Genomic DNA, 21,704 nt, shown 5'->3' with positions numbered 1-21,704 from the left:
GCTTTGTTGCACAAATCCTGTGAGGATGGGACTTCCCCTTTCCCCGGACGGATTTAGCCTACGGCTTCTGTGACGGGAATGCCAAGAGCGGTATAGCGGTTGAGGACTGCGACACGGATTTGGATCTCTGCGACCTGCCGATCAAAGTCTCTCGCCATGAGACTTTGCCCCATCAGCTTCACACAGTGCATCTTGGTCTCGACACGGCTTCTTCGGTGGTATCCGCTCCATTGTCGCCAAATGGCGCGGCCCAAGTATCGTGAGGCGTTAACCGCTTCGTTCCGGGCGATGGCTCCGGCGCTGCTGGGTTTCCACGGCTTGGCGTTCTTACGCGGCGGAATGACAGCGTGGGCATTCCGGGCGGCAATCGCGTCATGGCATTTGCGCGTATCATAGGCCCCGTCGCCGGTTACTGATCCGATGTCCTGGTCGTTGGGGATCTGGTTCAGCAACTCAGGCAACATGGGCGCGTCACCGATGTTGCTGCTGGTAACCTCGACCGCTCGAACCTCCAACGTTTCCTCGTCGATCCCTATGTGTATCTTGCGCCAAATGCGTCGTTTGGGACCGCCATGCTTGCGTGCGTTCCATTCGCCTTCACCTTCAGCTTTGATGCCTGTGCTATCAACCAGAAGGTTCAGCGGGCCGGTACTGCCACGATACGACAGGTCCACGTTCAGCGTCCTCTGGCGGCGGCACAGCGTGCTGAAATCGGGAACTGCCCAGTCCAGCCCGACCAACTGCAACAAGCTTTCCACAAAGCCTGTCGTCTGTCGGAGCGGAAGGCCAAACAGCACCTTGATCGTCAGGCAGGTTTGGATCGCAGCATCACTAAAGCTGTGTCGCCGACCGCGCTTGCCGCTCGGTGGCGGAACCCAGACCATATCAGGGTCAAACCAAATCGACAGCGACCCGCGCCGTCTCAACGCCTCATTGTAAGATGACCAATTCCTGGTCTTGTATTTCGTGGGGGCCCAACTGCTCATGACGCACAGCTATCACGCTGGATTCACACAGTGAATCCCTCAACCGATTTGTGCAACAAAGCCTTCTGAGCGGTGGCAGCTTTCGACAACTCATCGAGGAACAATCCAACGTCGGCCGCCTCACGCGCGAGGCCCTCGGCACCCGCGACCGTCGTGTTGAACGACCGTAGGCATCCGTCTTTAGTCGGCTTGCCCCAGCATCCGGCACCTGCCATCAGGGCGTAGGTTTTGCCCGTGCGCGACTGACCGGCAAAGTTGAAGAAAGCGCCGTTCGGCGCGTTGACACGTTCCAGGACAGGGGAAGACAAGCCGACGAGAATGCCAAGCAACCAACCTGGCTTTTGATGCGCACGCGACAATACCTCCGTCCGCCATTCGTCGAGTGTCGTTGAGGTGCCATATTTCAGGTTTGCGTCAGGCATTAGCGTGACGCCTTCTCCATTGATCACCCGGTCTCCAACGACAAAGGCGCGGTTTTCTGCCACCCATTTGACGTGTAGGCGGTGATCGGGTCGCCGTACCACATTGCGACGTACTTCAGGAGTTTCGACACACCATCCGGGTTGTATCGCACGCCGTGATCGGCCAGCCACGCGGCCATTTGATCCCGCTTCGCGATGTCACCGCGCTTGACGACGACTTTCCGATCACCGAGGTCGATGTGCAAACCTCGCGCCGCATCCTCGTCAATGGGTTCCAGAAACCCCGTCACTTCGAACTTGGAGAACGTCAGCGGCAACACCAACTTCTCGTCGTCCTTTTTCATGACATGCGAAATACCCTCGTCCGTGACGGCGAACCATTCAGCGGCTGAAACACGGAATTTGCGCGACTGCTTGTTCGGGTCTGCTTTATCTAGCTTTCTCATCTTCCAAATCCCAATCTGTCGTTTCCCATTTCCGCACTCCCTCCTCGGCCATGCGTCGCACAACGTCGTCGAGGTTTGCGTACTCCTCCGTTCGACATGCTGCTGGGAACCACTTGTCTGCGAACTCGACGGCCTCCTCAGGCGAACACCCGAGCTCTCCGACGACGTATCCTGTGACGGACAACAGCACGTTGTTGCGATTGCCGTCCGAAATGTTCTGCAACTGACGCGCTGCGGCATTCACGCCGTCGACCTTTCGCTCAGCCGCAAGCACGCCCCAATCGAACAACGTCACGCGATGTCCGCTTGAGCGACGTATCACCACCTTCTCGGCTTTAATCTCAGACAGAAACGCGCGGACCTGCTTCTCCGTGATCTCGGGCAAATCCTCTGGCGACGCGTCGAGCGGTGACATGTCGTGGATCCACTGATACGGGCGCTGCGTTTTCGGGTGCATCCCAAATGCCGCGATCTGCCCGCTGCTCCCGAAAATCTCAATCGGATGAGGCTTCTGCGACCGCACACTGCCGCGATACATGAGCAGCATCTTGGGCGACTTTCCGACGCGCACAAAGTCAGTGGGTGGTAGGTGCGTTTCGATGTGCGCCCGAATTGCGAGCGCGGCCTGCTCGTCCTCCTCGTCAATGTCTATCGAGACGATGCCGTGGCACGCGCCATGCACCATGCCGATGCGTTCACAATCACCGCCTCGGATCATGCGCCGCGTGTCGGGCGAAAAGAAACTGCTGTTGATGAACCAGTCGAGCGTCTTCTCAGTCATCGGTTGATGCTGCAAAGCGCCCCACTTGACCGTCGTGCCTTTCGCGTGGGTCAGCGGGATCATGTTACGCCAACCGTTATCGAAGAGCTTTGGTGCGATGTCTGCGTACTTCATGACGCGCCTCCCATTCTGAGGATCGCGTCGCAGACGTCTTCATCGACCACTTCCTCGGGATACGGGAACGGGTCGATGGGTTTCATCTTGAGGATCGTTGCGCCGGGTGTTGGCTGCGAGGGATCGCGTTTCCACGGGCGCAGTTTGAACCGGAAGAAGCGATGGCGCAGTTGCCGGTAGATGGGGCCGAAGTTGTAGTTGTCGCGAGGCGGCGTTGTTTCGAGGTCGTTCACCTCGAGCATACGCTGCAACAGGCTCCAATCATTTTTACGCGCACCGAACGTGTTGTCCGGTTTGAGCACCGAGATAAACGTCGCGCCTTTGTCGGTCATGCAATCGAGAGTGACGACATAACGTCCGCTCTCTCTCGTCACGATCACTTCATCTATGAGGCAGTTTCGGATGAGATCATTCATAATCGTTCTCTTTTTTGGGGAGCACGATCGAGACCTTTAACTGTGGTGGGCATGTCCACGAAAACCGACTAGTAATCGGCTACGCCTTTACAACATCGACAATGCCAACCGGAGCGAGGTCCCGATCCCCGCTCCGGTTACTTCACTTCATGCGACCGCGCCCATTGGAACACAGCGTCACGATCATATCTCAGCGTACGTTCGGTGATTGAAAGATATGGCGGTCCAATCCCCTTCTTTCGCCACTCGAAAATAATGTCTTTGCCAAAGCCAAGAAATTCCGCGCACTCTGGCGTGGTCATAAGTTTCGGACCAACACCGATGCGGGTCAGTTGATCTGCAACTAAATCGACCTTTTCGCGCAAGGCGGACAGTTCATTTGAGAGTTCAATCTCGGTCAAGGGTTTCATCCTTTCAGAATGAAGCCGTTGACCGTGTGCTTAAGCCTTCGCGCTCAGGATCGCATTTGCTTAGGGCCCGCTAACGGGCGTTAATCCTGACTCTGCATCACGGCCTCATCTCACGGAAGGTCGCGTGCGAGATGGGGCATGTTATGTGTTTACGATTATGCGCCGCTTTTGATCCGATCAAGTACGAAATCAGGTGTTAGACCGCACTCCGTAATGATGCGGTCGGCGATCTTGTTAGCGTCTTCGTGGTTGGCCGAGCCTTGATCGTAGATGTCCTGCACGCTCTTCGGGGTATCGCCACGCAACTCATTGATGATGTAATCAGGCAACCGAGCCCGGCGTGCTGCGGTGGTGAAGAGACGGCGGCAATCATGTTGGCGCAGGACTTTGACCTCGTGCGCTGCCCTCCCGTGTCCAACGGTGGTCGTAAAGGCCATGAGTTGATGTATGTGCCCGGTGCGCGACTCTGCCGGAAACACATACCCTTCACGGTGCGGAAGGCGTGTCAGCGCCTCAATCAGAACGTCTGCGACGGGAAAGGTTCGGGTCATTCCATTCTTCATTTCGTTGAGTGTGATTGTTTTGCGCTCGAGATCGACCTGATCCCATGTCAGTGTTCGAGTGTTGAGTGACCGGAACCCTGCGAACAGCATCGTCAGCCATGCGGTTCGATGGACGAGACTTCGTCGACCCAGGATGAGGTCAACCGCAGGCCACGTTTCTTGCGGATCAAAGAGAACATGACTTGCCGGCTTGTGCTTTTCCATAACCTCGAGGTCCGCCGACACATCGAAACAACGTCGCAACGTTGAGGCCCGTCGGAAGGCCATTCTAATGATCTGCGCCAGATGGAGTTGCGTTGAGGGCGACTTGCCTTTGATCGCAATCTCCAGCATCGGCAAAGTGATCCGCTCGACAGGTTTGCCAAACAAGTCGGCGAGATGGTTTTTTATCTGAAGACGATAGTTGTCCTTTGTCTCGGGCTTTGCCGAAGACCGAGCAATGTGAGACTCGAAAGCGTCCATGAGTGTCACAACTTGTGTTGCAGCAGCATCCGTTCCGGCCTCGAGGGCAGCGACTTTCTCACGCGCGACATCCATCGCCGCTTCGCCATTCGCGATCTCAGGCCAACGACCGACGGTTATGGATCGGACTTTTCCGCTGATCCGCTTTGACATCACCCATGTTTTGGTCTGCTTACCAACAGCAAGACGCAAACCTTGGAATGCGTCGCCGTCATGACGATAGAACACCGTGTTGCCTTTCGACGGCTTGATCGCCTGAATTTTCGGGCGGGAACGTAGGTTCGCGAGATTGGGCATATCGAGGCTCTGCAACAGTTTCTGCAACATTCGTTCCTGACGTAATACGACCTAACCCACCAAGCGCCCAACCGGAGATGAAGGTGGAACACAGTTTTTATATGTTTTGCAGTAGGTTACCCGATGAAACCCGTTCGTTTACAATCTATAGTTGTGCTCTGTTAATCAATTGGTCGTAGGTTCGATCCCTACCGCCGGAGCCAATTTCCCAATTTCCACTGGCTTGATCTAATTTGATCTGCGGTAGAACAGCGGCAGCCACCGACCTGTTTCGTTTCAATGGAAACGCTCCTAGGCAGTAACTGCACCGGATTTCTACGGCCCCGCATAGACATGGGCATAGTCCTTGTAGGACTGGCGGTTGCCCTGCGAACCGGAGGGTTCACAGCCCGTCATTGCCATGCAGACGAATAGCATGACTGCGATCCTCGTTGGTTTCATTCGTGGCCTCCGCAACCAAGCCTCTTCCGATGCATGATAGGGCGAATTTCCCTGACGTCGCCGAATTTCGACACGAGTAGTCGTTTGGGCACTATTCCGTATTCGGCTCTAGGCCGCCCTGGACTTACTGCGGCAGAAACACGACGCATGAATCGGCACGGTGGCACGGGCCGCGGCCTTGTCCAGTTGCAGCTTGATGTGCCGCGCCTCAACCTCTTCACCACGCCGGCCGAGACATTCATGCAGGCCATGCAGGCTCCAGACATTGCCGGGATGCTGGCACGCGCGCGCCAGCGTGTCGTCGAGCCCCAGATCCGCGCGATAGACGGCCTCGGCTTCTTCGAACTGCCCGGCCTCCATCAGCAATGCGCCCAGCGCGTGCCGGGTCGGCTGCATCCAACCCCAGGGCTCGTCATAGACCAGGGAATCATCCAGTTCGACCGAGCGACGCAGATGGCCCAGCCCCTCTTCGACCTGCCCCGACTTATAGGCCAGTTCACCATCCATCATCGCTTCGCCGATCATCAGCACGTCTTCGGCGGTGTTGTTGAAAACCAGGCGACTTTCGGGCACGGCCTTGCGCGCCGCCACGGCGGTTTCCCGTTCCATTTGGGCTTCGCCAGACCGTCCCAGATTGGCTAGTGCGATGGTGCGGGCCTGATGCATGGCAGCAGTTGTATAGCAGAACAGCTCGGCGTCCGGCGGGAACGGCTCATCGAGAATGGCTTGCCACATACCGAAACGCACCATGACGTGGATCTTCTTGCCATAGAAGCTTTCGAACAGATCCGGGAAGAAACGGATCACGTCCTCGGGCAGCATCCGCATCAGCTCTTCGGACGCGGCCAGGGCCACGTCGGGCTGACCTAGAAACATCGCGCCGTAGGCTTCGAAATGAACATTGTGAATTCGGTAGACGGTATAGAAATTCTCGCCCCCGGCTGCCGCCTCGTATTTGCGGTCCACCACAGCTGCCTGTCGATTGCGCCGAACCACGTTTTGATAGTCACCACAGAGCACATCGATATGGGTTGCCATATGCACAAGATGGCCGCTGTCAGGCACCAGATCCATCAACCGGTCACCATGCAACAATGCCTTTTCCGGGGTCGGCGACATCTCCATGAGATGAATATACATGTGCAGCAGACCCGGATGGCTCCATGCACCGGGCAATTCATCAAAGGCCCGTTCCAGCACCGCCCGTGCCTCGACGGTCGAGGCACCTTCCCGAGGCTGGCCGGTCTTGAGGTCCCACAACAGCCAAGGGGTTCGGTTCATCAATGCTTCGGCAAACAGGCAGGCGACATCCAGATCATCGGGAAAGGCTGCATTGACCTTTCGCATCGAGTCGGAAAAGGCGTCATTCCATGGGCCGTAATCCTCGATCTCGGGGTCATCAGGAAACCGGTGAGCCAGTGCATCGATCAACGCAGCCTCAACGGCGGACCCGTCATCCCGCAGCGCGACGGCCGTTGCAATGGATTCATGCGCCTTTTTCAGGGTCTCAACCTTTTCATCGGGCTCAAAGAAGTCCCAGGGCTTGTTATAGTTGGGTCCGATCGCATGAGCGATGCCCCAATGGGCAATTCCACAGTTCGGATCTGCCCTGGCTGCCTGTTCGAAACAGGCGGCGGCCGCTTCGTGATTGTAGCCGTACAACCAGACCAGCCCCTGATCGAACTGTTTTTTGGCGGATTCGGAACGGGTGGTTATCGCCCTTGAATAGGTGCCCAGATCAAATTCAGTCATCGTAAATGCCTCCGTGAAACCCTGCCCGGATGCGGTTCGCGCGCCTGTATCCTGTCCCTGCCTTGTATAACCCTTCAGCGCAGAATACCATAAACCCGCATCCAACCAGAGCATTCAGTACTGGGGCCTTTGGCCCGCACGAAAACTTTCGCCTGTATGGGTCTCAAAAGCTGAGTTTCACAGGGCCGGAAATTGTGCCATGAAACCCGGGGAGGAGACACCGTGACGACGCAAACTGACATCACTGTCATCGGAGGCGGTATCGTCGGCCTGTCCGTGGCATTGGGGCTGCTGGATGCAGGGCAGCGTGTCACCGTGCTTGACGGTGCCGATGGCGACTTGCGGGCCAGCCAGGGGAATTTCGGGCTGGTCTGGCTACAGGGTAAGGGCGCGCGCTATCCGGCCTATGCACATTGGACAAGCAAGGCGGTCGCCGCATGGCCGGAATTTGCCGCCACCCTCTCCGACATCAGCGGAATGGATGTGAAACTGGAGCAACCCGGCGGCTACGAGTTCTTTACCGACGAAACCGAATTCGCTGAGTTTTCCGGCGATCTCGCGCTTCAGAAAGAAGCACTGGTCGATGATCTGCCCTGCGAAACCCTTTCGGGAGAGGCAGTTCGGCGCCGCATCCCGTCCTTGGGTCCTGCTGTCGTAGGCGCGACTTACTGCGCGCGCGACGGGCATGTGAACCCGCTGCTGTTGCTGCGCGCATTGGGCCGCGCCGTCCGGCGTCGCGGAGGCCTTGTGGAACAAAGCGTTCATGTCGATCAGATCTCGCCAACGCCGGGCGGTGGATTTGCCCTGCGCGACCGTCAGGGACAACTTCGCCATACCGGACGTTTGGTTCTGTGCGCCGGGTTGGGGGCGATGACACTCGCGCCGCAGCTCGGTTTCCGCACCAAGGTGCGACCACAGCGGGGTGAGCTTTTGATCACCGAGAAGCTGGGCTCCCACCTGCCTTTTCTGTCCAGCACAATCCGGCAAGTCAACGAAGGCGGCATCCAGATCGGCGGAACCAAGGCCGAGGTGGGGCTGGATGACAATGACACATTGGGCAAGACCGCCGGATTGGCCCGGCACGCAGTGGATGTGCTGCCTGCGCTGGCCAGCGTTAGTGTACTGCGCAGCTGGGGCGCATTACGGATCATGACCGGGGATGGCTACCCGGTCTATGCAAGGTCCCCCGACCACCCCGATGCCTGTCTCGTGACTTGTCACAGCGGCGTAACGCTGGCCCCGAACCATGCCGGTGCGCTTGCAAAATGGATAGAAGGCGCATCTGACGCCCCTGAACTGGACCCGTTCGATGAGCATAGATTCAAGATTTCTGAGGCTGCCTGAGCGCCCGGGCGAACCGCTAGGCTCTGACCTGCGGCTGACGGTCGACGGTGAAACCGTTGTGGCGCGCGAGGGTGACAGCCTTGCCGCGGCGTTGCTGGCCCATTCGGGATCCGCAAGCCGCCTGACACCGCGCGAAAATGCGCCCCGGACGGCCTATTGCATGATGGGTATTTGCTTCGATTGTATGGTCGAGGTCGACGGTCGCAAGAATGTTCAGGCCTGCATCACCCCGGTCCGCGACGGGATGGTAGTGCGTCGGCAAAGGGGGTTACCGGGTCAGGAGAGCCTTGATGACTGATCCGGAACTGCCACCCGATCTGATCATCATCGGCGCCGGCCCGGCTGGAATGGCCGCCGCGGCGACGACGGCCCGGGCAGGCGCGCGCGTCTTGCTGCTTGACGATCAACCCGCTCCCGGCGGTCAGATTTATCGCGATGTCGACCGAAACCGCGACCGGTTCGACTGGCTGGGCCAGGACTATGCGCAGGGTGCTGCATTGGTAGATGCTCTGGACCATCCCAACATCACCCGGATCTTTGGCGCCACGGTCTGGCGCATCGATGCCGGCCCAAAGGTTGCATGGTCGCGGGACGGTCAGAGCCATACAAGCAAAGCGCCTTTTCTGCTGCTGGCCACCGGCGCGCAGGAGCGCCCGGTGCCCTTTCCCGGCTGGACATTGCCGGGGGTCATGCCGGCAGGAGCGGCACAGATCCTGATGAAGAATGCAGCGATGCTGCCGCGCGACGCGGTGCTGGCCGGGTCAGGCCCGCTGCTCTATCTGATGGCCGCACAAATGATCGATGCCGGAACTCCACCTTTGGCGCTGGTCGAAACGGGATCGCGAACTGCATTACTGGCAGGACTGCGACACTTGCCGCGGGCGACTCTGGGCATTCCGGTTCTGAGAAAGGGGATGGCGCTTCTTTACAAGATCAGGGCGCACGGCATCCCGCGCTTTACCGGCGCATCCGGTTTCCGCGCCGATGCGGAAACAGGTGGAAGCCTGCGCTTCTCGTTCCGCAGCCGTGGCGAACAACAGAACCTGACATGTAGGCTGCTATTGACCCATCAGGGCGTGATACCGTCGACAAGCATAACCCGAGCTGCCGGGATCACCCATGACTGGAGTCCCTTGCAACAGTGTTTTCACCCCGTCACCGACCAGTGGGGGCGCAGTAGCGTCGACGGGATCTACGTGGCCGGGGACGGCTCTGGGATCGCCGGGGCAGATGCCGCCAAATTCGCTGGCCGGCTGGCCGCGAGGGATATTCTTTTTCGGTTGGGGCGGATCAGCGCCGATGCCCGCAATCAGACCTCTGCCGCCGATCTGGGCGGGCTGCTGTGTGCCCGGTCGGTTCGCCCGCTGCTTGATACCCTCTATGCCCCCCCAAAAGAGTTCCTGACGCCGCCGGATGAAACCATTGTCTGCCGATGCGAAGAGATCACGGCCGGCGAACTGCGACAGGCCATCGGCGAAGGCGCGACAGGTCACCGGCTGCTCAAGACGGCCACGCGGGCCGGGATGGGACCCTGTCAGGGACGCATGTGCGATGCGACCGTGCGCGGGATCCTTTCGGAACAACGGGGTATCCCGCCTGCCATCCCGCCCCGCGCGCGTAATCCGGTCAAACCGGTAACGCTGGGCGAGCTGGCCTCGTTGGCCGCGGACGAAACTCAATCGTCTTGACGCCGAGTGTGGGCCTGCAACGGCTCTGTTTTTGGATGGAACGGACGTGCGGCAGAGCCTGAAACGGCAAACTAAATTCAGAATTTTCCATTTTGCTCAATGGCCTGCATGACTTAAGCTGCAACTGTGCCGGGTGCTGTCTGAGCCCGGCCAACCGGAATTACTCAGAACGGAGGCTACCATGCCCCGACGATACCTGCGCCTTCTGGCTGTCTTTGCCGGTCTGATCGTGGTCGCCATTGTCGTGGTCACAGTCGTTCTTGCGGCGCCGTTCTTTTCCCGGATGCGCGCCGATCTGGTCGAACGGGTGCTCAGCGAACAGCTGCAACACGGACTGAAAGTGAACGGCGATGTGCGTATCGTTCTTGCTCCGATCAGCCGGCTGCATGTTTCTCAGGTCGAAATCCCGAGCGAGATCATCGCCGGAAACACGCTGGCCCAACTTGAACGTCTGGAGTTAGATGTCGACCTGATGAAACTCGTCGGCGGCACCGTGGATCTGGACAATCTTCTCGTTCATGGGCTTCAGGTCGACCTGCTGACCCAGCAAGACGGGACCAGAAACTGGTACCAGATCGAGCAACAGGACACCGCAGACACCAAAGACGATGACGAACCTGAAAATGTCAGGCAGAACAGCATTCTGTCGTTCCTGTCCACTCGAACTGCGCAATTCAAGCAAATCGGTCTGTCCACGGTCGACGAAAAAACAGGGTTCGACTTCACGTTCGACTTGAATGCTCTGGATCTCGAACAGAAGGACGGGGGCCAAACCGTGACCTTGCAAAGCGATGGCAAGGTAAACGAGCAGGAATTCACCATTGCGGGAACCTATCCACGCGGGGCTGCATTCACCACACGAGCCGAGTTCGGAAACATGGTCATCACATTTGACGGGGCCCCTGCCCCGGGCACGCCCGACCTGTGGCAGGGGCGGTTTGATCTCGACAGCGGTCAGATTGCCGATCTTCTGGAAGTTCTGGCCCTCGCCCCGGTTCTGGACGGGCAAGGCACAATCGAAGCGGATCTCGAATGGGGCACCGGCCCGCTGGTCGTGGATCGGTTCCTGACCGATATAGAGTTCAGCGAAGGGCAACACCTGCTGATCGAAGCAACTACCGAGGATCTGATCACCGGCACAAATGTCGACATCAACGTGAACGCCCGACTGCACCCAAAGGACGCGCCGCCGCCCAAGGCCCGCGCGCTCAAAGACCTTAAACTGACAGGGATCGAAGCCCATATCGTCGGCGACCGCGGAAATCTGGAATTCGAAACCCTGTTCCTGAACACCAACGCATTCGAGCGCGATCTGAACAAGGTCGGCCCGATATCATTGGGCCATATCCACCGCACCGAAGAAGGCCATCTGGCCTTTGACAACATTCACCTTCAAGCCGGTCCTGAGGAGGCCCCGATACTTGTCGCCAAAGGCGCGCTGGGCAACGTGTTGGAGCTCAAAGAGATCGATCTGAAGGGAACCCTGACCGCTTCGGCCAGCCTTATGCTCGGCAAGCTCGGGTCCGACGTGGCGCGGCAGTACGGAAAAGCCGTCGCAAGTTTCGCGCTCAATGACGCGCCCGGCCATCTCACCCTGTCGGAATTCACGGCCCGGACCGAAGGCAGCACGCTCTGGTCGCTCGATTTCAACGCTTCCATGACCGACATTCTCGGGCTGGACGGGTTCGCGATGGCCTTTGACCTCGACGTTCCGGATACAGGACAGTTTTTTGCCCCGATGGGCATCGAAGCCACCGAAGGCCGCGAATTCGAACTGACATTCGGCGCCAAGTCGAGCCAGCACAGGCTGGATACCAAATATGGGTTGCGCAGCGGCAAATCGCGGATTGACCTGGAACTCAGCGGTGACACCAATTCCGGCGTTCCGGTGGTGCGTGGACGGCTTTATAGCGATTTTATCGATGTGGCCGATCTCCGGTTGGGAATCCAGAACATCAACAGATTGTCAAAGGCCCTGTCCGAGGAGCCTCCGGAGGTGCAACCACTGGTTCTGGAAGACCCGGACACAACCCAAACGACATCGGAGAACGCAGAAGACAGCGGCCCGGAAGTGCAGCCGCTGGTGCTCGAAGATACCGCGAAAGACCAGAAAGAGGATGGGGGCAACGCACAAGAGACTGCTGCCAACGACGCGGCGACAGATGACGGCCCGGAAGTGCAACCGCTGGTCCTGCCCGCAGAAGAGCGTGACGCGGCGGATCTGCTGGATCCGGATACCCTGCTCAAGAAAACCGATCTGGAACTGGCGATCGAGATCGAGAAGATTGCCGGACAGGAAGGGGTGACCCGCTTGGTCAGCGCCCTGACGGCGCGCGATGGAAAGGTTGATCTTGGGCCGGTCGAAGTGACTTATGGTGGCGGCTATTTCAGCATTCACGCCGGGTCGGATCTGGTGAAAAATCCCGGATGGGTCACCATCAGCGGCAACACCAGCGGGTGGCGCCTGAAAACACTGCTGGATCTGGCGGGGGTCTCGCTGGACGCGCGCGGCAAGGTCCGAGGCCGGTTTAACCTGTCGGGCAACCTGACCTCGGCAAAGGCATTTGTGAACTCGATGGCGGGATCGGTTACCGTGTCAATGGGACAGGGCGCAATTGCAAGCAGCCTGTTAGAACTGGCGGGTCTGGGTGTTTTCCCGTGGCTGTTCTCCAAGGAGAGGCAGCAGGGATACACCGATATCGTCTGCATCGTTGCCCCGCTCAGCATCAACGGCGGCAAGGTGAATTCCAATGCGGTCGTGCTCGAGACGAAATCGGTGCAACTGGTTGCAGCTGGCGGAATCGACTGGAAGGGTGACACGATCGCACTCAGGGCCGAGCCACGACGCGTCGGCCAGCCCCTGTCCCGCAGCGCCTGGCCCTTTCAGGTGACCGGGCGGCTGTCTTCGCCGGATTTCAAACTGCTGGTTGGCGGCTCCCGTCCCAAGCAACGCGAGGGCGCCATGCCCGCTGACCGGCAGCCGTGCAAGCCGGATGCCCGTCAACTGCAATAAAGCTGATTTGCAGCCTTTCTAATTGGATTCGGCCGGCTTGGGGTCGGGCTGTTGCTTCTGACATTCCTTGACCGCCCCGATGGCCTTCATGCTGCCCTTGAGGTTCACGTCGACGACCCGGTCTTCCTGTTCGCCCTTGACTGTCACGACATTGCGCTTGCCGAATTCGTCTGCAAATGCGGGGTTGTCGAAATAGGCGTAGCCGCCGGGCAGCCCCTGCCGAATTGCCCCGACCACTTCGCCTGCAAACCGGGCGTCCTTGAAATCGAACTCGATCACGGCCTTTTGCCCGTCTTCGATGTCGGTCCAGTCGGGGTGCATCACCGCAAAGAACCCGCCGCCACGCACGGGCGCAAACCCGATTTCGACTCGCGCGCCGCTTTCAAGATCCTTCTGCGCAAAGCACCCGTTGCCATTGGATTGATCCACGAGGATCTTCCACGATCCGGACTCTCCCCACTGTTCCGGCTCACCTTCTGCCGCAGCCGTTGTCGCCAGCAACCCGGCCGACATCAGAAAAGATGCCCAAACTGCTTGTCTCATGATCACGTCCTTCTAACTTGCAGACAAAATGCACTGCGGCGTTTCCAGACTGCCATTTGCCGCGCGCTGTGCCAAGAGTCCGAAAGCCGCCCCATTACCCCACGGAACCGAAACAGGGCTGTTGACAGGAGGCCACCCGATATGCCGCCATTCGATAACACCTTCTCCCCTGCATGCCAAAAGGATCAGACATGACAGCCCTGCCCCAGACCATGACCGCGCTGCTGCAGAAGGGTGACGGTTATTCCGGCACTGCCGAAGGCCCGGCCATAACCGATGCGTCCAGATATCTCGAAACTGCCGAAATCCCGGTGCCAACGCCCGGCCCCGGTCAGGTGTTGATCCGGTTGCGCGTTGCATCGGTCAATCCATCGGACCTGCATTTCATCAAAGGCGAATATGGCCAGCCCCGGATCAAGGGCACACCCGCGGGCTTTGAGGGATGCGGCGATGTGGTCGCCGCCGGCGAAGGTGCCGAAGGCCTGTTGGGACAACGCGTGAGCTTTGTTGCTTCGCCCGGCGGATCCGGAGCCTGGGCTGAGTATGCCATGACCGAAGCGATGACATGCATACCGCTGCGCCCCGACGTCTCTGATGACGACGGGGCCGCCCAAATCGTGAACCCGCTGACCGCTATGGCAATGGTTGATATTGCCCGCGAAGCCGGCGATTCCTTCATCATTTCCGCCGCGACCAGCCAGTTGGGCAAGCTGATGACATCGCTTGGCCGTGACTTGGGGCTGAAACCCATCGCGATGGTTCGCCGGGACAACGCCGTCGAACCGCTCAAGGCACTGGGCGCCGAAGAGGTTCTCGTCACCACCGACCCGGAGATGATCAGCAAATTCGTCGCGATCAGCAAGGCACTGAAACCCAGAGTCTTCCTTGATGCTGTGTCAGACCAGATCTCGGAACAGATCTTTACGGCCATGCCGAACGGAGGCCGCTGGATCAGCTATGGCAAGCTCAGCGCCGAACCGCCGCAACTGACCCAGATGGGCCAGTTCATCTTCATGGGCAAACGCATCGAGGGCTTTTGGCTGACCTCGTGGATGCGCTCCACACCGCCCGCCGATCAGATGCGGGTGATTGCAGAAGTACAGGCGCGGTTCGCCGACGGACGTTGGAAAACCGACGTTTCGACCCATCTGAAACTTGGTGACGTTGTGTCAGGTTTGCCTGAAGCGCTGAAAAAGACTGACGGAAAGGTGATGATCACGCCATAGTGGGTTGCGTGGCCGGGGAATGAGGAGCCCTTGCCAGGTGAACAAAGAGCTGCATCAATGCGGCCGGGGAGGAAAAATTTGGACAACTTGCAGCTGCTGATAAGCGGGCTGGCGAATGGCTGTGTTTACGGCCTGATCGCTCTTGGCTTCGTGCTGATCTACAAGGCGACAGAGGCCGTCAACTTTGCCCAGGGCGATCTGATGATGCTGGGCGCCTTTATCACCATCGGACTGACAAACACCGAGTATATGGGCTTGCCCTTCTGGATGGCGCTGCCGATATCGCTGGGTCTGATGGCCGTGCTCGGCTATCTGCTCGACCGGTTCCTGATCCGGTTGATGTTCGGCGAAAGCCAGACCGCCGTGGTGATCTTGACCATCGCGTTGGGGTTCGTGATCCGGTTCGTGGCCGGACTGATCTGGGGGCATGAACCCCATACGCTGCAAAACCCGCTTGCCGGCAAAGAGGTCAAGTTTGGCGGCCTCGTGCTGGGGATGGAAGACGTGGCCGTCATCGTTGTTACCTTGCTGCTGACATGGGGTCTCTACCTGTTCTTCTCGCGCACGAAACTGGGGCTTGCGATGCAGGGCGCGTCGCAAAACCAGCTTGCGGCTTATTACATGGGGATTCCCGTCAAACGAGTTCAGGGGCTGATCTGGGCCCTTGCTGGAGTGGTGGCCTGTGTTGCGGGGATCCTTTTTGCCGCCAAGGGATCCGTCGACCCGAACACCGGACTTATGGGCATCAAGGCCTTTGCAGCGGCGGTGATCGGCGGCTTTGGCAGCCTTCCCGGTGCCCTGGCGGGCGGTCTCATCGTTGGTGTGATCGAACCTTTCGCCAGCCGATATATCGCTGCGGGCTACAGTCAGGTTGCTCCTTATGCGCTGCTTCTGGCGGTGCTGATTTTCCGCCCGCACGGGCTGTTCAGCCAAGTTCGCGTGAAAAAGGTATAGCCAGATGCGGATCGTATTCAAAACCAACTACATGCAGGATATCCGCCCGTGGAAGCACGGATATCAGCTGAGCCTTTACCTGATCCTGCTGGCGGTGGTCTTCGCTGCCCCGTGGCTGCTGGACGACTTCTATCTTGGAGAGCTGACGAATGTGCTGATCTGGGCCATCGCCGGACTGGGGCTGATGGTGTTGACCGGCCACACCGGGCAGGCCAGCCTCGGCCATGCTGCGTTTCTGGCGATTGGATGTTATGCCAATGTCATCCTGATCGAGGCCGGTGTTCCCTTTCTGATCGCCTTTCCTGTAGCCGGAATTCTAACCGGTGTGATCGGGGCCACCATCGCCGTCCCGGCCCTTCGGCTGCATGGGATCTACCTTGCGATCTTTACGCTCGCCCTGTCGATCCTGATGGACGACATCATCGTGCTGACCGAACCGATTACAGGCGGTGTCGCCGGAAAGTATATCGGCGGCGTGGATATCTTCGGGTTCACCGTCGATCGCTGGGGCACGCCAAATGCATTTTACTGGCTGACTCTGGTTGTCACTGTGATCGTGACACTGGGCTACATCAACCTGCTGCGGGCGCCGCTGGGCCGGTCTTTCATTGCAGTCCGCGACAGTGAGGTTTCGGCACAGGCGATGGGTGTCGACATCTCCCGGACCAAGACGATCTCTTTTGGTCTGAGCTGCATGGTAACGGGTTGGGCCGGGGCGTTGATGGGGCTCTATGCGGGGGCCTTCAACAACGAGACCTTCTCTGTTGTCATCTCGATCCAGTTGCTGATGATGATCGTGATTGGCGGGCTGGGTTCGATCCACGGCGCCTTTTTCGGTGCGATCGTGATCGGGTTCCTGCCGCAGTTTCTATCGATCGCCAAGGAATATGTCGGCGCTGTGTTCGGAGGCGGCACTGTCGCCATTCCGGGGCTGGAATTCGGCATATTCGGAATGATCCTGATCCTGTTCATCCTGTTTGAACCGATGGGTATCTATGGCCGCTGGCTGAAGGTGCGGACATGGTTCGAACTGTTCCCCTTCTACCGGAAAGACATGTTCAAACGTCAGAAATCCTACCTCAAGACGGAGCGCCTGAGATGAGCCTGCTGGAGTTGAAGGACGTCACCCTTAAATTCGGTGGTCTGACGGCGGTGGACAATCTGTCCTTTTCGGTCGAGGAAGGCGAGGTCTTTGCCATCGTCGGCCCCAACGGAGCGGGCAAATCGACTGTGTTCAATCTGATCTCCCGGTTTTACGACCCTTATGCTGGATCAATCCGGTTCGACGGTCATGACCTGTTGAAGGTCAAACCGTCGGGCGTGGCCGCATACGGTGTGGCGCGAACCTTCCAAAACATCGAACTGTTCGATCATGCCACCGTGTTGCAGAACCTTCTCGTCGGGCGCCATCGGCACCGTTCCACCAACCTGCTGCAGGAGATCTTCTTTACCCCCTCCGCACGCTGGCAGGAAAAAAAGAACCGCTACATGGTAGAGGAGATCATCGATTTTCTTGATCTGCAGGCTTATCGGGACAAGATGATCGCCGGACTGCCCTATGGTGTTCGCAAGGTGGTTGAGGTCGCCCGGGCGCTGGCCACCGGGCCAAAGCTGCTGCTGTTGGATGAACCGGCCTCGGGCCTGTCCGTCGAGGAAACCACGGATATGCGCTGGTGGATCGACGATATCCGGAGGCAGATGGGCATCACCGTTTTGATGGTCGAACATGACATGGGGCTGGTCTCCGGTGTCTCTGACCGGGTTCTGGCCATGGCCGATGGTGCGATGCTGGCGCTTGGCACCCCGGCCGAGGTGCAATCGCACCCCGCGGTGATCGAAGCCTATCTGGGACATGCGGCATGAGCGATCCCATTCTGAAAATCCGCAATGTCGAAAGCTTTTACGGTCCAATCATGGCCATTCGCGGCGTGTCGCTCGATGTGCATCCTGGCCGTGTGGTGTCGATCCTCGGGGCCAACGGCGCAGGCAAGACCACCTTGATGAAAACGGTTTCTGGCGTGATGGATCCCGAAAAGGGGCAGATCACTTTTGAAGGCGAGGAGATTCAAGGATTCGAACCACATAAGGTGGTGGAACGCGGCATTGTACATGTTCCCGAGGGACGCGAGGTGTTCCCGCTGCTGACCGTGAACGAGAACCTGTCTCTGGGCGCGTATACCTGCACTGACAAAGCGCAGATCGAACGAGACCGGGATCTGGTGTTCAGTTATTTCCCAATTCTCGCCGAACGCCGAGATCAGGAAGCCGGGACACTGTCGGGTGGCCAGCAACAGATGCTTGCCATCGGACGCGGGCTGATGGCCAACCCCAAAGTGATGCTGCTGGATGAACCGTCGCTGGGTCTCTCACCAATTCTGGTCAAGGAGATCTTTGGGATTCTGCGTCGCCTCAATCAGGAGCAGAACATGACCATGATGTTGGTGGAACAGAATGCTTCTGCCGCACTGGAACTGGCCCATAACGGCTATGTCATGGAGGTCGGTCGCATCGTGATGGACGGCACAACCGAAGAACTGATGGCCTCGGAAGATATTCAGAACTTCTATCTCGGCGTTCAGGAAGAAGGGGCGCGGGAAACCCGTCGCTGGAAACGTAAGAAGACCTGGAGGTAAGTGGTATGAACGTGCAAACCCCTCTGAAATCCGTGGTGATCAACGGTGTCACCTACAATGCCGATGCCGGTCAGCGACCCGTGCAGGTCGATGGATGCGTCACCATTCCTCAGCTCTTCAAGCAACGCTGTGCCGAAATGGGCTGGCGGACCGTGCACCGTGAAAAAGATCTGGGCATCTGGAAATCCTACACCTGGGACGATTACTGGAACCATGCCAAGTGGATCGGGCTGGCTTTGAAAAAGTTGGGCCTGAAACGCGGAGAGGTCGTCTCGATCCTGTCCGAAGACCGCAAGGAATGGGCCTATTTCGACATGGGCATCCAGGCCGTCGGCGGCATTGCATCGGGCGTCTACACCACCGATTCCGGATCGCAGTTGACCTACCTCGTAAATGACAGCGACAGCCGGTTTCTCGTGGTTGAGAACGAGGAACAGCTCGACAAGTTCCTCAGCCACGAAGATGAAATGCCCGGACTGAAAGAGGTTATCATTCTTGAGAATGAAGGCCTGCTCGATCTGGATCATCCGCGTTGCATGTTCATAGGCGACCTCTACGAGATCGGGCAATTTGCCGAGTCCCGGAATCCCGGAGCTTTCGAAGAAGAAATCGACAAGGCGCAACCGCAAGACACCGCGTTGCTGATCTATACGTCCGGGACAACCGGAATGCCCAAAGGCGCCATGCTGTCGAATGAAAACATCATGGCGGCGATTGAGGCCGGCGCGCGACGGTTGCAATGCCTCGAAAGCGACAACCAGCTGTGTTTCCTGCCGCTTTGCCACATCCTCGAACGCGATGTTTCGATCTATTTCCCACTGGCCGCGAAATGCGTGGTGAATTTCGCCGAAAGCCCCGAGACGGTGTTCAACAATCTGCAGGAGGTTTCACCCGACACCTTCACTGCCGTTCCCCGCGTCTGGGAGAAGATCTATTCGCAGGTTCTCATCCTCGTGCAGGAAGCCACTCCGATCGGGCGCGCTGCCTATGGTCTGGCGCTGAAAGCCGGGGCCAAGCGGGCCGATTACATGCTGGCCGGAAAGGAAGTGCCCTCGGGGGTCGCTGCCAATTACTGGGTCTGGGACCGGCTGGTTTTGCGCAACCTGCGCCGCATACTGGGCTTTGACAAAATGCGAAGGGGCGGCACCGGAGCGGCACCAATCTCACCGGAACTGCTGAAATGGTACTGGTCCATCGGTGTTCCGCTTGTCGAAGGCTATGGCATGACCGAGACATCGGGCCTTGCCACCATGAACACCCGTCACGAAAATACGGTTGGCACCATTGGCAAACCGATCCCCGGCTATGACCTGCGCATTGCCGATGACGGCGAGATTCAGACCCGCGGGCTGAACAATTTTCAGGGTTACTGGCGTAATAACGAAAAGACCGCTGAAACCTTTACAGATGACGGCTGGCTGCGAACCGGCGATGTCGGGCGCGTGGACGAAGCCGGCTATGTTACCATTACCGGGCGGCTCAAGGACATCATCATCACGGCAGGCGGCAAGAACATCACCCCTGCCGAGATCGAAAGCCGGTTGAAGTTCAGCCACTACATTTCGGATGCAGTGATCATCGGGGACCGCCGTAAGTATCTGACCGCGCTGATAATGATTGATCAGGAGAACGTCGAGAAATACGCTCAGGATCACAAGGTGCCGTTCTCGAACTTCGCGTCGCTATGTGCGGCCAAGGAAGTAACAGACCTGATTGCCGGAGAGGTCAATGCCGTGAACAAGGAATTTGCCCGCGTCGAACAGATCAAGGATTTCCGTCTGATCGACGTGCTGCTGACCGCCGAAGACGAGGAACTGACCGCGACGATGAAGCTCAAACGCAGCTATGTCGAAAAGCGTCACGGCCATCTGATCGAGGACATGTACTGAACAGGGTCTGAAACGACCGAAACCAAAAGAGACAACAAGAGGTCCATAGGGAGGAACCAAATGAAACATCTCTTCAAGACATTGGCCGCAGCCACCGCGCTGACCGCTGCCGCGACGATGACGCAGGCGGAAACGCAGGGTGTGACGGATGACGAGGTCATCATCGGCGCGGTGAGTGATCTCAGCGGCATCTTCGCTGCTGTCGGCGTGCCCGCGGTAAAAGGCGCCAATGTCTATTTCGACAAGGTGAACGAAGCCGGCGGCGTGCATGGCCGCAAGATCCGCTACGTCGTCGAGGACAATGGCTATCAGATGCCACGCGCCATGCAGGGTTATAACAAGCTGCTGAATCGCGATCAGGTGTTCGCCATGCTGCAAAGCCTCGGAACACCGATGAACCTTGCCGGGTTCAAACTGCTTGACCCCAAGGGCATCCCGAACGTGGCGCCCCTTTCGGCCGCGCGCCAGATGCTTCAAGACCCGATGGACAACAAGTTTACCTCGTTCTCGAGCTATTTCGATCAGGCAGAGGTCGGTGTGAAGTATCTTGCGGCAGAGTTTGGTTCGAAGAACGTCTGTTCGATGTATCTGCCAACCGATTTCGGTAAGGAAATCCTTGAAGGATCGAAAGCTGGCGCCGAAGCGGCAGGCATTGCCTTCGCAGCGGAGACCACCCACAAGCCGGACGAGACCGACTTTGTGGGATCGCTCTCCAAGCTGAAAGAAGCTGGTTGCGACATCGTCACGATGGCGGTTGGTGTGCGTCAGGCGATCACGATCGTCGGCACCGCCAAGAAGATGGGCCTGGCGGATATGAAATTCCTCGGAACGTCAGCCAGCTTCCTGACCGTGGTGGCCAAGGTTCCGGGCGGTGTCACCGAAGGTTTCTATGCGGCCGCGTCGTGGCAGGATCTCTGGGCCCGCGCCGATGAAGCCGCGCCCAAGGCCTTTATCGAGGAATACAAGGCCGCCACCGGCGAAGACCCTGTTGGATTTGCCATGCTCGGTTACTCTGCGGCAAAAATGATGGTTATGGCCCTCGAGGCGGCAGGCCCGGATCTGACCCACGAGAGCTTTATCGCCGCGATGGAGTCGCTTGACTACACCGATGATCTCGTCGGCAACCACATGACCTATGGCCCCGACGATCATCAGGGCGCCGATTCCGTCTATGTCAGCGTTGTCGAAAACGGCAACTGGAAGAAGATCCACGAAGAGTGATGCAAACAGGGCGCCCGCTGCCGCGGGCGCCCCTTCTATCCCGGGCATCGACCCACGGATTTCCGGCCACTGCAATGGATCGAAAGCGGGCAGAACACCCCGC

21 protein-coding genes are annotated in these 21,704 nt (G+C 58.4%); 11 read left to right on the top strand and 10 right to left on the bottom strand.

Annotated features, from left to right (window positions below):
- Window positions 1-53 precede the first annotated feature (53 nt).
- The 9 genes from ACP15U_RS03380 to ACP15U_RS03340 all read right to left on the bottom strand — a co-directional run bounded on the left by ACP15U_RS03380 (window position 54) and on the right by ACP15U_RS03340 (window position 7,090).
- Window positions 54-986 (bottom strand): IS5 family transposase, encoded by a 933-nt coding sequence (locus tag ACP15U_RS03380; protein WP_425043710.1) that lies wholly within the window; start codon window positions 984-986, stop codon window positions 54-56.
- Between the two features lie 23 nt (window positions 987-1,009).
- Window positions 1,010-1,435, bottom strand: a complete 426-nt coding sequence (locus ACP15U_RS03375; protein ID WP_425043709.1) for a DUF927 domain-containing protein — start codon at window positions 1,433-1,435, stop codon at window positions 1,010-1,012.
- Window positions 1,432-1,854, bottom strand: a complete 423-nt coding sequence (locus ACP15U_RS03370; RefSeq protein WP_425043708.1) for a hypothetical protein — start codon at window positions 1,852-1,854, stop codon at window positions 1,432-1,434. Before ACP15U_RS03370 ends, ACP15U_RS03375 begins: the two co-directional genes overlap by 4 nt.
- On the bottom strand, window positions 1,838-2,749 hold the full coding sequence (locus ACP15U_RS03365) for a bifunctional DNA primase/polymerase (protein ID WP_425043707.1): 912 nt from the start codon (window positions 2,747-2,749) through the stop codon (window positions 1,838-1,840). The genes ACP15U_RS03370 and ACP15U_RS03365 overlap by 17 nt, the downstream gene beginning before the upstream one ends.
- Window positions 2,746-3,165: a hypothetical protein gene (locus tag ACP15U_RS03360; protein WP_425043706.1), complete on the bottom strand. Its 420-nt coding sequence runs from the start codon at window positions 3,163-3,165 to the stop codon at window positions 2,746-2,748. Before ACP15U_RS03360 ends, ACP15U_RS03365 begins: the two co-directional genes overlap by 4 nt.
- 137 nt (window positions 3,166-3,302) lie before the next feature.
- Window positions 3,303-3,566 carry a helix-turn-helix transcriptional regulator gene (locus ACP15U_RS03355; RefSeq protein ID WP_425043705.1) on the bottom strand — a complete coding sequence of 88 codons (264 nt, stop codon included), beginning with the start codon at window positions 3,564-3,566 and terminating at the stop codon, window positions 3,303-3,305.
- 164 nt (window positions 3,567-3,730) lie between these two features.
- Window positions 3,731-4,924, bottom strand: a complete 1,194-nt coding sequence (locus ACP15U_RS03350; protein WP_425043704.1) for a tyrosine-type recombinase/integrase — start codon at window positions 4,922-4,924, stop codon at window positions 3,731-3,733.
- 288 nt (window positions 4,925-5,212) lie between these two features.
- Window positions 5,213-5,338, bottom strand: a complete 126-nt coding sequence (locus tag ACP15U_RS03345; protein ID WP_425043703.1) for a hypothetical protein — start codon at window positions 5,336-5,338, stop codon at window positions 5,213-5,215.
- A gap of 108 nt (window positions 5,339-5,446) precedes the next feature.
- The gene (locus tag ACP15U_RS03340; RefSeq protein ID WP_425043702.1) at window positions 5,447-7,090 is read right to left on the bottom strand and encodes a hypothetical protein; all 1,644 of its coding nucleotides are present in this window, start codon (window positions 7,088-7,090) and stop codon (window positions 5,447-5,449) included.
- Between the two features lie 222 nt (window positions 7,091-7,312).
- On the opposite strand from ACP15U_RS03340, the gene ACP15U_RS03335 reads away from it, so the two are divergent.
- The 4 genes from ACP15U_RS03335 (at window position 7,313) to ACP15U_RS03320 (ending at window position 13,135) form a co-directional block, all read left to right on the top strand.
- Window positions 7,313-8,434, top strand: a complete 1,122-nt coding sequence (locus ACP15U_RS03335; RefSeq protein WP_425043701.1) for an NAD(P)/FAD-dependent oxidoreductase — start codon at window positions 7,313-7,315, stop codon at window positions 8,432-8,434.
- Window positions 8,400-8,732, top strand: a complete 333-nt coding sequence (locus ACP15U_RS03330) for a (2Fe-2S)-binding protein (RefSeq protein ID WP_425043700.1) — start codon at window positions 8,400-8,402, stop codon at window positions 8,730-8,732. Before ACP15U_RS03335 ends, ACP15U_RS03330 begins: the two co-directional genes overlap by 35 nt.
- Complete coding sequence (locus tag ACP15U_RS03325; protein ID WP_425043699.1) at window positions 8,725-10,122, top strand: NAD(P)/FAD-dependent oxidoreductase; 1,398 nt, start codon at window positions 8,725-8,727, stop codon at window positions 10,120-10,122. Before ACP15U_RS03330 ends, ACP15U_RS03325 begins: the two co-directional genes overlap by 8 nt.
- A gap of 181 nt (window positions 10,123-10,303) precedes the next feature.
- On the top strand, window positions 10,304-13,135 hold the full coding sequence (locus tag ACP15U_RS03320) for an AsmA family protein (protein ID WP_425043698.1): 2,832 nt from the start codon (window positions 10,304-10,306) through the stop codon (window positions 13,133-13,135).
- Between the two features lie 18 nt (window positions 13,136-13,153).
- Here the strand turns inward: ACP15U_RS03320 and ACP15U_RS03315 are convergent, their stop codons facing one another.
- Window positions 13,154-13,678 (bottom strand): hypothetical protein, encoded by a 525-nt coding sequence (locus ACP15U_RS03315; protein WP_425043697.1) that lies wholly within the window; start codon window positions 13,676-13,678, stop codon window positions 13,154-13,156.
- A gap of 191 nt (window positions 13,679-13,869) precedes the next feature.
- Between ACP15U_RS03315 and ACP15U_RS03310 the strand changes: the two genes are divergently transcribed.
- From ACP15U_RS03310 to ACP15U_RS03280, 7 genes are all read left to right on the top strand, one after another.
- The gene (locus tag ACP15U_RS03310) at window positions 13,870-14,904 is read left to right on the top strand and encodes a zinc-binding dehydrogenase (protein ID WP_425043696.1); all 1,035 of its coding nucleotides are present in this window, start codon (window positions 13,870-13,872) and stop codon (window positions 14,902-14,904) included.
- 78 nt (window positions 14,905-14,982) lie between these two features.
- On the top strand, window positions 14,983-15,858 hold the full coding sequence (locus ACP15U_RS03305) for a branched-chain amino acid ABC transporter permease (RefSeq protein WP_425043695.1): 876 nt from the start codon (window positions 14,983-14,985) through the stop codon (window positions 15,856-15,858).
- A 4-nt stretch (window positions 15,859-15,862) separates the two neighbouring features.
- On the top strand, window positions 15,863-16,960 hold the full coding sequence (locus ACP15U_RS03300) for a branched-chain amino acid ABC transporter permease (RefSeq protein WP_425043694.1): 1,098 nt from the start codon (window positions 15,863-15,865) through the stop codon (window positions 16,958-16,960).
- Window positions 16,957-17,721, top strand: a complete 765-nt coding sequence (locus tag ACP15U_RS03295; RefSeq protein WP_425043693.1) for an ABC transporter ATP-binding protein — start codon at window positions 16,957-16,959, stop codon at window positions 17,719-17,721. Before ACP15U_RS03300 ends, ACP15U_RS03295 begins: the two co-directional genes overlap by 4 nt.
- Window positions 17,718-18,491 (top strand): ABC transporter ATP-binding protein, encoded by a 774-nt coding sequence (locus ACP15U_RS03290; protein ID WP_425043692.1) that lies wholly within the window; start codon window positions 17,718-17,720, stop codon window positions 18,489-18,491. Before ACP15U_RS03295 ends, ACP15U_RS03290 begins: the two co-directional genes overlap by 4 nt.
- 5 nt (window positions 18,492-18,496) lie before the next feature.
- A complete protein-coding gene (locus ACP15U_RS03285) occupies window positions 18,497-20,380 on the top strand; it encodes an AMP-dependent synthetase/ligase (protein ID WP_425043691.1) in 1,884 nt (627 codons plus the stop codon).
- 60 nt (window positions 20,381-20,440) lie between these two features.
- Window positions 20,441-21,601, top strand: coding sequence for an ABC transporter substrate-binding protein (locus tag ACP15U_RS03280; protein WP_425043690.1), 1,161 nt, complete (start codon window positions 20,441-20,443; stop codon window positions 21,599-21,601).
- The last annotated feature ends 103 nt before the right edge of the window (window positions 21,602-21,704 follow it).

This window comes from Primorskyibacter sp. S87 (genome assembly GCF_049801055.1).
Taxonomy (GTDB): Bacteria; Pseudomonadota; Alphaproteobacteria; order Rhodobacterales; family Rhodobacteraceae; genus JBNAGF01.
This window is presented reverse-complemented; position numbering and strand designations above follow the sequence as displayed.